This window comes from Adlercreutzia aquisgranensis, assembly GCF_943193145.1.
Taxonomy (GTDB): domain Bacteria; phylum Actinomycetota; class Coriobacteriia; order Coriobacteriales; family Eggerthellaceae; genus Xiamenia; species Xiamenia aquisgranensis.
This window is the reverse complement of the sequence record NZ_CALPDA010000005.1, coordinates 105557-121722: the sequence shown is the minus strand read 5'-3', so window position 1 is coordinate 121722 and position 16166 is coordinate 105557. Positions and strand designations below refer to the sequence as shown.

At 65.3% G+C, this 16166-nt stretch carries 1 protein-coding gene (cut by both window edges); it reads left to right on the top strand.

Every position in this 16166-nt window falls within one protein-coding gene, locus tag NFR41_RS04205, for a hypothetical protein, read on the top strand. The gene is 72462 nt long; 15849 of those nucleotides lie to the left of the window and 40447 to its right, leaving coding positions 15850-32015 in view (codon 5284, complete, through codon 10672, partial); the first complete codon in view begins at position 1. The start codon and the stop codon both lie outside this window.

Below are 16166 nucleotides of genomic sequence, written 5' to 3'. Positions count from 1 at the left end.
GCTATCTACGGCGAGCTGGTGGACGGCCAGTGGCGCGGCTTCGAGATCAACGAGCTGTTCCTCAACGACGAGCTGGTGTCCAGCATGCTGGCCCAGAAGGTGGACGAGCTGGCCGACACCACCGGCGAGCCCTTCGACGCCCTGGTGGGCATGGGGCCCTTCGAGACCGACGGCCTTGAGTCCAAGACCAACCGTCTGCATGCCATCGCCGACGACGCCGCAGTGAGCGCGCTGTCCGAAGCCGACATCAAGGCCATCCTGGACGGCTTCCGCAGCGCCGCCGACAAGCAGGCCTACATTTCCAACCGCACCGCCGAGCTCACCAGCGGCGACGATGCCGTGAGCGCCGACGAAGCCGCCGCCATCGTGGCCGCCGAGCTGGCCGAGCGCGCCTACACCGTTGACATCTACTCCGTGGGCAGCAGCGACACCACCTACTCCCACGACGTGCAGGTGCGCCGCCTGCAGGGCAACAACACGTACGCCACCGAGACCGTCACCGTGGTGGACGTGCCCAACGACCCGCTGTACAAGCCCATGAAGCTGTACCTGTCGGACTACGTGAAGAAGAACGATGCCGGCCGCTGGGTGGTTTCGGTTCCCTGCGAGGCGTGGTACGAGCACACCGACGACTGCACGCACCAGAACGGCGCCAACCATCCCAAGCCCGGCGAGAGCGGCTACACCAACTGCCTGAACACCCAGTACGTGGTGCGCGTGGTGTTCCACCTGCCCGGTTTCGCCGCCAACGTGGCCCAGGGCAGCCAGGCCGCCGGCACGAGCGCCTTCATCGACGTGCACGGCACGCCCACCCGCGCCACCACCATGGCCCTGAACGCCGTGTTCTCCACCGACTACAAGACCAACAGCTGGAACGGCAACACCACCAGCCGCACCGTGGACGGCGACTTCGCCAAGATGCTGCCGCTCACGGCCGAGCCCGACATCACCACCTACTTCAACTGGGACGGCGGCCGCACGCTGAATGCTTCGGGCACCGTGGTGAGCAATGCCGGCAAGGACGGCCACCCGCTTGACGGCGAGGCCCATCTGGAAACCGACCGCGACACCCACCTGCCGCTGCGCAACGCCGACGGCACTCAGAAGTACACCGTGACCAGCGTGCCCTACCGTTGGGGCGAGGGCGACGCCCAGGCTGCGGCCGAGGACGCTGGCTGGTCGGCCGACAACCCGCTGGAGGAGGCATGGTTCGAGTACATCCTCACCAACGCCAGCCGCTCCACGGCCGAGGACGGCTACCTTGACCTGGCGCTGAACAACATGACCCGCTTCGCTGCCGGCGACGACAAGCTGGCTACGCAGACCCGCGGCTTCATCGGCAAGGAGCTGCAGATCGACGGCTACTACCGTTACCTGGTGGGCGACAGCCGCCGCACCAAGGTGCTGCCGGCCAACATCGACCCGTCCAAGAGCTACGCCTGGACCAACCGCGGCGGCGTCATCCCCACGCTGTGGTTCTACGACTACGACACCTACGTACCCCACAAGGCGCTCGACACCGTGGTGGAGAGCTCCGTCACCTACGAGTACTCGGTGGACAAGAACACCGGCGAAGTGGTGAAGTCGCGCGTGAACGGATCTACCCGCACCGAGGTGTCCCGTACCGCCCCCATGCTGAAGGTGCAGCTGACCGACGAGGTGATCGAGTACCTGCTGACCAAGACCACCGCCGGCGCTGTGGACTTCGACGCCGCGGGCGAGGTCATGCTGTCCATGGGCCTTGCCAAGGACGACATCGAGGCGCTGGCCATGGCCTTCGCCGGCACCGTCGACGAGGACGGCCAACCGGTGGTGGCGCTGCGCGACGCCGTGGTGACCGGCACCTCGGTGACCTACGCTTCGGGCAAGACCTTCATGGAACCCGAGACGTTGCGCGCCATCTACCAGACCATGAGCGCCGAGCTGTACGAGTCCTATCCCGCCGACGGCCTTGATCCCACCAAGGCCGGTAGCAACACCACCTTCACGGCCCGCATCTACGGCGACGTGCGCACCCACGGCACCTACACCAAGGTGGGCGCCGACCTGAACACGTCCTACGACCACAAGATGTCGTCGAGCATGTACTACTTCCCGCTGTCCAGCTTCTACGGCAACATCGACCGTCAGAGCGACAAGGAAGTGACCGTGGCGCAGTACGCCGGTGTCTCCTCGTCGCTGGCCTTCAAGAACGCGGCCAGCCGTCCCACGGGCGCCAACAACGCGACCACTCAGGACGGCACGGCGGTGCAGGGGAGCAAGACGCCCGAATACGTTACCAACGCCGACCTGTCCAACGCCGCCAACCAGGCCAAGGTAACCGTGGCCAACAAGCAGGACGGCACCGGCTACGAGTTCAGCGTGCGCAACACCACCCGCGCCCGCTCCGACGAGGCCACGGTGTCGCTGGTTATAGAATCGGTGTCCATGAAGGCCCGCACCATGCTCACCGGCGCCTACGCCGAGGACGACCTGGACACCAACGGCTACTTCATCAACCGTGGCGTGGTTCGCGGCTTCAAGACCAAGCAGCTGGACATCTCCGGCGCCCTGAAGACCATGGGCTACCTGGACAGCATCGACCTGATCTTCCTGCAGCCCGACGGCCGCAAGGTGACCCTCACCCTGCCGCGCACCTCCAACGTGCTGGTGCCCGACGCCGACGGCCGCTACGTGCTGAACTTCGACGCCCTGTGGGGCGAGAAGGCCGACGGTACCGACAAGCTGCTGGTCTCCGACGTGCAGGACCTGGGCGCTAACGCCTCCGACGCTTCCGATGACAACGTGCGCGTGAAGTTCGGCGCTGCCCCGGTTTCCAACTACAACACGCTGAAGTACACCATCAACGACTGCTACCTGCAGCGCGTGGACTTCAACTACAAGTCGCTGGAGCCTTCGTGGCGCGCCGCCGCTCGCCTGGGAACCAGCGCTGCCAACAACGGCGTGACCGACAACGACAACGTCGCCTCCGACGCTGCCGACGCGGCCAGCCTGCTGAAGGTGACCGCTACCGGCAACTCCGACTGGTACGATTCCACGGGCAACACCGCAACCCACGGCGACAGCCACTGGAACCTCCCCAGCTGGAACTACGGCGGCCGTTTGGTGAACAGCACCGACAGCACCCGCACCCCCTGCTCCGACGCGTACAGCATTGCGCGCTCCAACAGCTCCAGCAACTGGTACGACTACTACTACCCGCATGACAACACCCTGCATGCCCGCTTGGCGCTGAAGCAGGTGGGCCGCTATGACACTCGCGGCGGTCGCACCGACGCCAACGGCAACGTGGGCTACCTGGTGGACGCCGACGTGGCTTCCACCAGCGTGAACCGCTTCGACACCGTGCGCAAGTGCGCGGCCCTCTCCGTGGTGCGCCCCTACCTGGAAACCCACAGCTACGTGCGCTACGGCAACAAGGCCAACTATACCGGCGCCACCGTGGGCGACTCCATCACCTACGCCTCCGACGGCAACCGCACGGAGGTTTCGGTGCCCTACGCCAAGACCTTCAACTTCTGGGCCACCTTCGAGAACGAGACCAACATCTCGAAGCTGGACGACATCGATGTGGACATCAACTTCCCGCTGGAGTGGGAGAGCTGGCGCACGAACCCGTCGGTGAACCAGGCGGGCAACGGCGCGCTGCAGACCACGGCCTACGGCTACACCGGCTTCCACGCCATCAACTACCGCATCTACGCAAGCCTGATCAGCTGCTTCCCCGATGACAAGGTGGGCAAGATCCGCATCACCGGCTACTCGCCCGACCAGATGAAGCTGGCCACCTCGGGCACCAAGCCCGACGCCACGCGCAAGGTGGTGCTGCGTCCCTACTACACCGACGACACCAAGACCACCCTGGCCGGCTTCGAGATGGAGTACACCACCGGCAAGACCGCGGCGCAGATCACCGACGGCAAGACCGCCACGAACCTGCACGCCAAGGCCGTGACCGGCAAGCCCTTCGTCAGCGGCGGCAACACCGTGGCCGGCACCGTTGACGGCTACCGCATCCCGCTGCAGGACGACGGCAGCTTCTACCTGACCGAGGAGCAGCTCTACGCCATGGGCATCGAAGTGCCCACCCAGTTCCAGCTGTACTCCTGGAAGGACATGGACGAGCTTGACTCGGCCAAGGGGGCTGCGGACCAGCAGATCTTCATCCAGGGCTACACCGACACCTACTTCGAGCGCCAGCGCTGCATCACGGTGAAGACCACCAACCACCTGGACGGCTTCCGCGAGAAGCCGCTGGACCTGCCCGTCATCGACGGCGGCAAGTACAGCAACGGAGACACCGTGATCAACAACGTGGACGACGCCTACTCCATGGAGCGCGAGGACCGCTCGCTGTACTTCGTGTCGAAGATGTACTACGACGCCGTGAGCCGCACCGCCTACGCCGACGTGAACAGCGGCGAGCCCGTCACCCCCGGCGACGACCCCAACGACGTGAACAAGCCCATCGTCGAGCAGGTGGTGGGCAAGCTGTTCGAGCTGGAAGGTGGCGCCGACCCCACGGTTGACGGCTACGAGTTCTTCGTGCGCGATATGTCGGTGAAGAACGACGGCTACGTGACGCTGACCACCGACGAGATGCTTGACCGCGCCCAGCTGGTGAAGCCTGCTATCGACACGGCGCCCAGCCAAACCGAGACGGTGTACATCGACGTGCCCGACGACCCGGCCAACCCCGAGGCCGGCAGCTATTGGGAGCCGGTGAAGTTGGTTCGCGTTGACGAGACCGGCGAGCTGTTCTACTACCTGAACGGCGAGCCCGCCCCCGTGGCGCCCACCACTCGTCCCGACGACGTGGACGCCTACGCGCCTACCGACCATCCGGCCGCCGGCGTGAGCTTCTACGTGAAGCGCATCATGCACGACGACATGACCGGCGACGACTTCGAGGTGTACAGCACCATCGACAGCCTGACCGCCACCGAGGGCATCACCGTGGCCGACTTCGCCACCACTATCGTGCTGCCCGAGCCGCAGAAGTCCAACGACGACCAGGTGTATCTGGTGGGCAGCAACGACGGCAAGCCCACCTACACCAAGGTGGACCTGTTCAAGGATCCCGACGGCAACATGGTCTACCGCCTGGCCGACGGCACCGAGCACGACGCCGCGGGCGAGACCTTCGCGCATATCGACGAGAGCTTGGTGCACGACGAGTACCGCCAGGTGCCCGTGAGCGACCTCATGACCGAGCAGAGCCCGGCCGCCGGCCGTGATGCCCAGCAGATCTACGTGCGCAAGGACGGCGCCTACGTGCCGGTGTTCGTGGAAGTGTCCGACGAGGTGCGCGACGACGGCGGCACCGTGACCTCGCCGTCCGTGACCACCTTCTGGTACGTGGACGCTGCGGGCCACCCGATCGATCCCAGCACCGCCGAGCAGCAGACGGCCAAGTACATCCTGCGCAACAACGACTTCATCATCAAGGCCAGCTACGAGAACAGCGACGACACGCTGGACCCCGACGGCAACACCGTGCCGGGCGTGCCCAAGGGCCACGTGATCAGCTGCGCGGTGCGCACCCCCGCCACCGCCACCTCCAAGGCTGTGGTCGACGTGGTCATCAGCCTTGGCCCCACCGTTGTGGTGGACGAGATCGAGGACGAGCAGGTGGGCAAGACCGAGGCCGAGGCCAAGGCTTTCATCGAGTCCAAGGGCTACGACGTCAACGTCACCTACCAGTTCAGCACCACGGTGAAGGAAGGCCTGGTCATCAGCGCCACTCGCGTGGAAGAGCCCAAGTACGACGACGACAACGTGACCATTACCACCCGCGGCGTGGTCGACCTGGTGGTGTCCAGGGGCGAGGATCGCTTCGCCGACTACCGCGCCATGACCGTGGCTCAGGCCGTTGCCGCCCTGGGTGCCGACGACTACGACGTAGAGACCCCCTACGCCGAGGCATTCGACGACACCGGCACGCTCGCCGCGGGCGACCTCATGGACATCGAGCTTCTGAGCGAGGCCTATGACGAGGTGGTTACCGTGCCGCCGACCGAGGACGGCGGCGAGCCCACCACTACGACCGTGCACCACAAGGCCAAGGTGCGCCTGACCGTGTGCGCCGGCAAGAGCCCCGGCGCCATCGAGAGCGATACGCTGGCCGCCATGAAGGGCAACGTCGACGACGTGAAGGCGGCGCTCCTGGCCGCCGGCTACCTGGAGGAGAACATCACCATTGAGGAGACGCTCTCCGACACCGTGGCCACCGCCGGCGAGGTCATCTCCGTGGAGCGTGTGGGCGATTACGGCGAGGACCATACCAGCAAGATTATCATCACCGTGTCCATGGGCCTGTCCGAGAAGGCCCAGCGCGCCAAGCTGTTCAACGAGATCGCCGATGGCATCACCAACGCCGAGACGGCCACCCAGAAGCTGACCGACGCCGGCTACCAGGTGGATACCCAGACCGACTTGCAGGCAAGCGAGCCGCTGCGCAACGCCGACGGCGCGCTCATCGACGGCGAGGGCAATCTGATCCTGGACGCCGACGGCAATCCGGAAACCGACCCGACCAAGGGCGTTGCGGCCTTCCCCGAGGGCACCGTCATCTGCGTGGGCATCATCCAGACCGTGACCCAGGACGTGCTCGACGAGAACGGCAACCCGGTGCTCAACGCCGACGGCACCCACAAGACCGAGACCTTCGAGCAGGTAGTGGTGGGCAACGACGTGCCGCTGGATCTGAAGAAGGTGCGCCTGATCGTGTCCACCGGCCTGGGCAACGGCGAGAGCGGAAGCATCTCCGGCGGCACCGGCACCGGCGGCGGCTCCGGCATCGACTACACCAACCTTGACGTGAACCAGGGCACGCGCTCCGACACGCGCTTCACCCACTGGTCCGACGGCTCCAACGACAGCCACCACTACGGCCACAGCGGTTGCTGGGGCTCCACCATCGACGAGACCTCCGGTTCCTTGGCCATAGGTTACAAGGCCCAAGGCTCGTTCCTGGTGGACTTCCGCCAGGTGGACACCACGCCGCCGGCTCTGGGTGCCCGTTCCTCCAGCACTGGCACGGTGTATCCTGAGTTCACCAGCTACATGGAGCAGGGCTTCTCCAACGACTGGACCTATCGCTGCCCCGGCCACTACTACAACAACTGGTACCACAACGGCTGCGGCTGGCACACCAGCTGGGGCGCCTACTCCACCACCCGCTACGCCTACGGCAGCCTGGACGACAACACCACCGGCTCCATCTACTACCTGGGCGGTGGCAACAACGCCATCTACAGCCGCGGCCAGGCCCGCTACAACACCGTAGGCTCCTACACCTACAACACCGGTGCTCACCTGCAGATGGTTCAGAACCTCTCCGGCGACAGCTTCGACGCCTACTACATCAAGGTGAAGAAGCAGGCGTTGCAGTACCTGAACAAGGTGACGGTGAACTTCGACGACGGCAAGTCCATGGTGGTTGACGGCGAGGACATCCGCCAGTGGTACTACAACGAGCTGAACCCGGCCACCAACCCCGACGGCCGCACCTCGGTGCAGCTGGACAACGGTGTTGACTCCAAGACCGGCAGCACCAAGCCCACGCGCCTGGAGACCGACGCCGACGGCTACTACTACTTCCGCCTGAACCTCATGAAGACCGACGATGCCGGCAACCACGTGGCCGACTTCGGCGTGCATGACGAGTACGCCTACCGCGACTCCTTCGCCGAGTACGACGAGAACACCAAGATCTTCCGCGTGAAGTCCATCGTCTACGACGTGACCATCAACCAGGGCACGGTGGACCGCGACGGCAACCCGCGCGTGCCCGACTACGGCCAGTGGTTCGCCGAGAGCCTGGACTCCAACAGCGCCGAGTGGACCAAGGCCATGTCCTTCGAGGTGACCGGCCGCTTCACCAAGACCGACGGCAGCACCAGCGCCACGGCCGAGAACACGGTGACCTCCACCACCAACATCAACATGACCATCGGCGGCGACTACGCCGGCGAGAACTACGTGCACAAGGCGGCCATGCGCTACGACACGCCCGACGGCGACGGCCGTGGCCTGTGGTCCTACAAGAACTACCACCGCACCGGCGCCTGCCACTGGGGCAGCTACCATCACTATCACTACGAGACCTTCGATGAGGGCAAGATGCGCCACCTGCGCACCTCCAGCTCCATCAACGTGTACGAGAGCCGCAACTACACGCAGCAGTCCGTGGTCCGCGACAACGGCAGCCTGGGCTGGGACGGCCGCACCAACGTGTCCGCCAACCACACCGACCAGAGCTCGTTCGCCGGTGACGAGGGCTACTACGTGTCGCTGTACCGTATGGAGCCCGGCTCGGTGAACAACAACTACGCCGACCACGACTACAAGCCGTGGGGCGCTGCCAACGTGTCCGCCACCGACAACATGAAGCTGACCGATACGCTGCCCACCATCTACCCCGACCAGGACATCGAGTACTACGGCTTCCTAGGCACGGGCCTGAAGTTCCTGCGCACCTCGGCGGCGAACACGGCCAACCTGGAAAGCCACATGACGTCGCTCACGGCGTCGAACGTGTGGGCGCACCTGAACCCCGAGACCAACTACGCCTACGACAAGAACGGCATCAAACAGACCAAGAACTTCAAGGACGTGTTCGTCACGCTGTACACGTCGAAGTGGAACCTGGATTCCTCGTGGACCGAGCTGAAGGCGGCCACGGACAACGGCTGGCTGAAGGACCCCACGGGCGGGCGCATCATCCGCATTCGCGAGAACGCCATGTACCTGGTGGAGCCGGTGACGCTGAGCGCCGACTACAACGCTTCCACGAACCTGGGCCAGAAGTACTACAAGGCCGACGGCTACCAGGTGCTCACCGCCAAGGCGGGGGATGTGGTGTACCAGGAGACCATGGTGGACTCCAACTTGAACAAGGTGCTGGCCGAGTCCGCCAGCCCTGGTTTGAGCTACCTGTTCACCAAGGGCCTGAACGCCCAGGGCGACGCGGTCATCTACTTCAAGCGTCCTTCTGACTACACGCCCGACTTCATGGAGCGCGCCAACTGGGCCAGCGCCCCCGAGTACAGCTACACCAAGACCGGCGACGTGTTCACGCTCACCGGAATGTACGCCGACCACAACCCGCTCACCATCAACCTGCCCGACGGCGAGTTCGTGACCAAGTACACGCTGGATTTGGGCCCCTACGGCGGCGATGCCGACGCCACCGCGGAAACCGCGCGCATCTACGACGGCGACCGCGGCTCGGGCAAGCAGATATCCGACGTGCAGGTGCTGGGCCGTCCCTACATCTACAAGGGCCAGAACAACAAGTTGTACAACTCGTCCCGCGCCGACCTGGCCGGTCAGCCCGAACGAGTCTATCAGGACTATATCAACAACGCCCTGTCCACCACCACGGTGCAGTTCAAGCGTTTCTTCGCTGCGAACACCTGGTTGACGAGCAGTGATAAAGCCACCTACTACAACAACAACTACCGCATCATCGACGGGCGCACCAAGGAGTTCAACTACTTGAACCGCTACTCCGGCAGCGGCGCGTCCTACAGCAGGGTGCCCAGCATGTCCGCCACCGACACCGCGTGGATGGTGGGCTACAAGGTGCGCTATGGTTACGACACCGGCATCCAGACCGAGAACAACGGCACCACCACGGCCAACACCAACGGCAACGTGCTCTCCGAGCCTTACGACGTGGTGAACTACTACGACCGCAACAGCTTCGGGTACAACGGCGGCTACTACACCAAGCCCGCCGACGGCGACAACGCCACCACCAACGAGAACGTGACCCGCTACAACGACATCAAGCCGGTCTACGACTACGGCGACGGCGACACCACCGACAACCTGACGCCCACCCGCGCCACCTACGAGGTGCGCTTCCAGAACACCAAGGACCTGCAGGAGGGTGTGGACAACCAGAAGCGTGCGGCGCACCTGTCCCGCGTGACGCTGACCAGCGCCTTCGACGAGAACATTGCGAACCCGGCCTCCAAGGCCTTCCGCCTGCAGAACGTCTACGTGCCCGCCTACCTGGTGACCGGCGGCCTTGAGGGCCAGGACGGCCAGGAGGTGTGCGACGACCATGTGGCCGGCACCTGCGTGGACTACCAGTACACCTGCTACGTGATGGGCACCGACGGCGTGTACTATCCCTACGACGGCGCGCGCAAGCTGGATGGCGAGGGCAAGTACCAACTGGCCGACGATCCTGCCGGCGCGCATCCGCTGGGCGATGGCTCCAACGCCAACGGCAAGCCGATCTACCTGTCGGTGACCGGCGACAGCTTCACCAAGGAGGCCTACGACCCCTCCGACACCACCGGCACGCCGCGGGCCTTCTTCCAGGCCGAAGCCTGCACCGGCGGCGACGAGCACGTGCGCTGCGTGGAGTGCGACGGCGGCTGGTTCGGCGCCACCAAGTTCGTGTTCACCTACATCGACAAGAACAACCAGGAGCGCACCATCACCACCACCTGGGACGAGCTGGTGGCGGCTGGTCGCGTGAGCGGTCCGTGGGCCATCGACCCCGATACCGCCAAGGTGATTTACGATACCGACGGCCTGCCCATCTACGCCAACAAGACCACCGGCAAGCCGGTCACCCGCGCCGAGAACGCCGCGGGCTACGCCGCCAACGCCGACGGCGACTACATCATCGACGTGGAGAGCTTCCTGCGCGACTGCGTGCCCGTGACCGATGCCGACGGCAACGTTACCTACGTGTCCTCGGTGGCCCACGACCAGCTGATGGGCGCCAACGGCAAGCCGCTCACCGACGCCGACGGCAACGTGGTGGCTCCCGAAGGCATCAGCTTCCCCACCTTCATGAGCACCGATGCCACCAACACCAATACCATCGGCGGCTGGGCCAACGTCATGGAGACCGACAAGGAGATCGCCAAGGCACTGTTCACGAAGGTGTCCATCACCTTCGAGGCGCCCAACGCCCACCGTCGCTTCACGAACACGCTGCTGGACTCCGGCCAGTGGCTGACCCGCAAGTCCGAGGTTGAGAAAGGCTCCACCAGCACGGCTGACGCCAGCAACCTCATGATCAACTACGCCTTCAAGTACGACGGCACCTTCGTCGACCGCCCGGTGGAGAACTTCCTGTCCGCCAAGGCCGCCACGGCCAGCCTCACCGGCAACAGCCCGCTGGATCCCAGCTACACCATCGGTGCTACCGACGAGGACAAGGAGCGCACGAATCCCGGCAACTGGGATTACGACTCCACGCCCACCTTCGGCAAGATGTCCTCGGCCTACACCGGCACCGACGCGCGCCACAAGCTGACCGTCACGGTGAAGGCGAAGGATCCCAACACCGAGCTGCTCAACGGCATCACCGACCCGGTGGCCACCTACCGCCTGAGCCACAAGATCGGCACCATGGAAGTGGGCTACGTGCGTGGCCGCGACGTGGAGCCCTCCATCAACTACGGCACCCTCACCACCACGACGGGCGAGGGCGACGGGGCCGTGACCACGGTGAGCCCGGCGAAGAAGAGCAGCGTGTTCGCCTACGATGCCCAGGACAACACCTCGATGACCAACCCGTTCAGCTACACGCTGCCCAACGCGGTCAACGACATCCCCGACGGTGCCCTGTACGCCGGCGACTACCTGGAGTACACGCTGTACGTGGGCGCCAAGAGCGATAGCCTGCTGCCCATGCAGCACTTCGACGCCCGCTTCACCGTGCAGCCCGGCCAGCGCATCGTCGGTTGGGAAGTGGTGACCGAGCGCGACGCCGACGGCACCGTGCGCGAGCTGAATACCATCGGCACCTCGGGCGCCGGCGCTGTGGGCTCGGGCAACCACGTCACCGACGAGGATGGCAAGGTCATCCCCGGCCGCACCAACGCCGAAGTGACCGCCATGATGTTCGGCGACGAAACTACCTACACCTTCAGCTACGATGCCGACGGCAACCCGGTGCTCGACGAGGCCGGCGACCAGCAGCAGACCGGCCGCTTCGTCACCATGGCCAACGCTCCGGCGTCCACCGACCTGACCCGCGACCTGCCCGGCGTTACCCGCACCGGCTACGCGAACCTGCCGGTGCAGCAGCCCGAGGAGGGCGAGCTGGACGAGGCCGACTCCTACGTGAGCGTGCCTGTCACCTACCAGCCCAACGCCGAGGGCGAGTACGTGTCCGAGAACCGCACCCTGGTGTTCTCCGTTGGCTCTCGTACCCAGCTGAGCTACCCGGGCGAGGGCGTCTACATTCGCGTCATCACCCAGATGACCGACGAGCTTGAGGCTGCCGAGAACTACAACAGCACGGACAACCTGGCCTTCAACAACGACGCGGACCGCCCCAGCTACTCCGCTGACACGGTGAAGGCAACCTTCGCTGCCACGGCTCTGCCGCTGCACGGCTACACCCAGTACCGCGTGGAGCGTTCGGACAACAACGGCGAGGGCGTGTACAAGACCCTCTACGACGAGGGCTTGGACGGCATCCGCTTCTACCACAAGAACGACATCCGCGCCAACGCCTCGAACCGCGCCCAGTACGGCGCCGAGATCGAGTCCACGGTGAAGTTCTACAAGAACGAGGGCGGCACCCACGCGGCGCTGGCAAACCGTGCCGCTGACGAGGTGGCCGACGACGCCGCGGGCGCTGCAGCCGGCTCCACCATGCAGCTGCTGCACTACCCGGCCCTGCGTGACGTGAACGACCAGCTGGTGGCCGGCTTCACGAACTTCGGCTCCGACAACCAGCGCACCTATCCGGCCTACGACGCGCCGCTGGCCACCAACGTGGGGCAGCGCATGACCGCCGTGGCCGACAACCACGCTGCGGACGTGAACATCAAGGCTGACTGGGTGCACGACTCCACCACGCGCCGCAAGCAGGCCGACCAGGACGGCAACCCCATGAACGTGACGGTTTCCAACCTGGCCAACCCCACCTGGCACACCAACGACGTGCGCGTGACCGTGCGCTTCACCAAGAACTTCGACGCTGCCACCCAGCGTCCCTACGGCCTGCAGATCTTCGAGATGTACGGCCATGACATCTCCTACCCGGCCGACCTGCCCGACAACACCACTAGCGGCATCACGCCTGCTTTGGGCAAGCGCATGGTGGAGGCTTTCGGGGGTACCGACCCGGTGACCTCCGCCGACGGTCGCGAGCTGCAGGAAACCAGCGCCGGCCGCCAGAACATCAAGGTGGAGTACTACGTGGCCCTGGACACCGCTGCCGACGTGGCGAAGGCCCAGGAGATCTTCGACGCCCTGGGCGCCGACGCCGTGGACTTCGTCTACGACAAGGCCGCAACTGCCGCTGCCGCCGATGCTGACGGCGCTGATGGCGAAGGCGACGGCGGCGAGGTCGTCGAGCCCGAGCCCGAGCCCCAGATCGTGGGCGCGTGGCTTTCCGAGGACCAGGACCGGGACGCGCTGACCCGCTTCATGGCCGGCCGTGCCCACACCGTGGAAGGCACCGCCAACGACTACACCGACGGTAGCCGCGGCGTGTACAACATCAACTTGTACCGCGAGGCCCAGGCTATGCGCTGGACCTACTTCGACATCCCGGCCACCAGCGACGGCTACGCGGCCTTCACGCTGCCCAACGTCACCCTGAACGGCGTGGGCCGCTTCACCGACACCCGCAACCTGCTGTCCAACTGGTCCGACATCGCCAACTCCGTGACCGGCAACCTGGCCGTGGACGTGGCCTACACCCATCATCACAACGAGGCCACCAAGCTGGACTTCAACGGCACGCTGTACAGCGAGCCCGCCGACGCCATCGAGCACGGCGAGTGGCGCACGAAGCAGAACCAGTGGAAGACCTCCAACAACATGACGGTCTACCGCCGCAGCCCCAACGTGCAGTTCCAGAGCCAGGTGTTCCAGACTCACGACGAGGCCACGAGCGCCTATAACGAGAACGCTACCCAGAAGAGCGGCTACGTTGCCGGCGAGACCTTCTGGTACCGCGACACCCTGGTGAACGCCAGCCTGGCCGCTACAGCCACGGCGCCGAAGACCCAGGGCTACCAGTGGGCGAACAACGGCAACGGCACCTTCACCTCCACCAACCACGGCCATGGGTCCAGCTCGGCCATGTACACCGACTTCACCGTGTACGCCGACACCACCATGACCTTCCAGTTCCGCGTGTCCTCCGAAAGCGGTTACGACCGCCTGTACTGGCGCTTCGACCGCGACGGCGTGGTAGGCTCCACCTTGGGCGGCTACTCCGGCGAGTACGGCTGGACCACCATGACTTACACGCTGACCCCGGGCAATTACCGCGTGCACTTCTGGTACGCCAAGGACGGCAGCGTCAACCGTGGCGAGGACCTGGCCCAGATCCGCGGCATCTCCGTGGCCGACGGCGTGGCCTCCACCGGCACCTCGGGCGGCGTGGTGCCCGGCGACATCGCCGTGGGCGACAAGATCCCCGGCACCGGAGACGTGGACGACGAGGGCAACCTCATCCCCGGCACCGAGAAGACCATGACCACGGTGACCGTCCAGGGCACCCAGGAGCAGTCCGCCGGCGAAGGCGAGCTGTACAACGCCGTGTTCTACGAGCGCATCCCGCTGGACTACCTGAAGCAGGCCGCAGCCTACGCCTACGACGACATGGCCACCCAGTCGGCCAAGAACGGCACCGATATCGACGTGGCCTACCTTGAAGCGGTGCTCAACGACCGCGACGAGAACGGCAACCTGAAGAATATCGCCTGGATGGACCGCTTCCAGAAGAACGTGACCGCCGAGCGCACCCGCGGCCTGAAGCTGAAGGTCACCCTGGAGGGCACCACCGAGGCGCCCGACTACGGCGGATCGATGAACTACAAGTCCGACGCACTAGGCGTGTGCACCTACGTGAGCGCCAACCAGCCCTGCCTCTACGGCGGCACGTCGGTCTACACCAGCGGCAAGACCTACAGCGACATCAACCCGCGCGCCGAAGGCGTATCCAACACCACCACCTACGGCCTGTTCCGCATCGAATGGGTTGTGGACGAGTCCGTGGCCGGCGGCTACATCACCGACCCGGGCGAGACCAAGGTGGAGAATGGCACCGTAGTGACCCTGCCCCAGGGCGAGAGCCGCTTCCTGCCCGACAACGAGCTGAACACCGGTTCCGACCTGGACAACATCAACACGGCCCTGCGTCCGGTGGACCGTCCCGACTACACCTCCAACGTGGTGGAAGTGGGCGACACCGTGAGCATCGCCATCCCGGTGCGCGCCGCTACCGAGAACCTGCCCCAGGTGTACAAGAACCTGAACACCTCCACTTCTACGGCCAAGAACGCCGACGGCACCCCGAACACCTCGGGCCTGGAGCCGGCCTTCATGCCGCGTCTGGGCGAGTACTACTACAGTGGCTACCACCTGCACTGCGGCCACACCGGCTGCGCTGCCGGCAACTTCTTCATCAGCCCCGGCCCCGGCGTGTCGGACTTCAACCTGTCCAACAACCTGACGGGCACCATGCGCATCCAGAACCAGAACGTGATGCTGGACATGGATTCGCTGCTGCGCGAGGCCGCGGTGACCACCGACAAGCCCAAGCACGTTGACACCTACGAGATGTTCAACCGCGCCTACACCTTCATCCCCGGCACCGCCAGCAACGCCCGCAAGAACGGCTCGGGCGCCATCGGCGAGTCGGTGACCAACACCAACGGTTGGGAGCAGGCGAACAACTACGGCTCCAGCGGTTCCGACAACCAGCTGGTGGACGCCGACGTGATGACCTCCAACAACAAGCAGAAGGTCACCTACCTGCTGACCGGCACGCCCCTTGACGGCTCCGTGCTGAAGGCCAAGACCGAGCTGCCGCTGTCCTACTCCTTCGTGACGGCGGGCAGCACCGCCATCAAGGGCAGCACCGATTCCGGCTACCTGGTGCGCGACTACTTCCGCTTCGTCACCGCCACCCGCATCGCCGACGCCCTGGCCACCAAGGCCGACGCCACGCCGGGCCGCGCCACCAAGACCCAGGACCTCACCGTGGCCATGAGCGCCACCGGCACCGCGAATAGCACCACCGGCGCGGCGGCCCTGTCGAAGACGCCGCTGCTGTGGTCCGAGACCCGCGTTCACATGCAGAAGGCGTGGCTTGCCACCACCAGCGAGATGGTGACCGAGTTCGACGACGAGTACGGCGCGGGCAACGCGAACGATGACTACCA